The 658-nt window shown below is 45.3% G+C and carries 1 protein-coding gene; it reads right to left on the bottom strand.

From position 1 onward, the window contains the following. The coding region (locus ACRCJ0_RS18090; RefSeq protein ID WP_431391523.1) for an MmgE/PrpD family protein at window positions 1-658 on the bottom strand (658 nt) is incomplete at both ends.

Genomic DNA, 658 nt, shown 5'->3' with positions numbered 1-658 from the left:
GTAGGCTTGAACTGGTTCAACGTGGACTTTTTGTAAGAGGTCTTGAACGTCTGAATTAGTAATGCGGGCTGGTTCGTATTGGTCAGGCATGACTTGTCCGTCTAAGTAGGCGACAGCTAGCATGTAAGGTAGTGAATGATCTGCTTCCTCTTTGAATTGGATGTTCTTTTTGCCACCTTCCTCGCCACCACCGATAATATTGAAGGCTACGTCAAAGGTGTACAAGCGAATTTCCTTAATGTCATCAGCGGCGATATTTTCTGCGTCTTTCAATTCCAACAAACCTTCAATAGAAGATTGGGAATGAATTTCAGCATTGTAGCGTTTGGTGATGGTTTTAGTTACTCGGTTTAAATCTTCTTTCGACCAGTCGATATCAAATTTACCAGCAATCGAATCCATGAATCCTTTGTTTCCTTCAAATACTTCTTCAGGTCCAGTAATGCCGTAGCTAGCGAGTAAAGTCGCATGCATGGCACCCATGGCCGTGTTTGGATAAGCCAACCCTTTCCAGTGAGATAGGGCACCGGTTCTAGTCACCCGCAATGAATTGTAGCCTGTACCTGCAATGGCAATCGCATTTGCGGTCTTATCAGCGTCTAATTTCAAGGCAGTGGCCGCACCTGCAGCGGCACCGTAACTTCCTTGTACGGTATGA

It is taken from the genome of Aerococcus sp. L_32, from assembly GCF_050689315.1.
The sequence above is the reverse complement of the archived record's forward strand: the minus strand, read 5'-3'. Positions and strand labels throughout refer to the sequence as shown.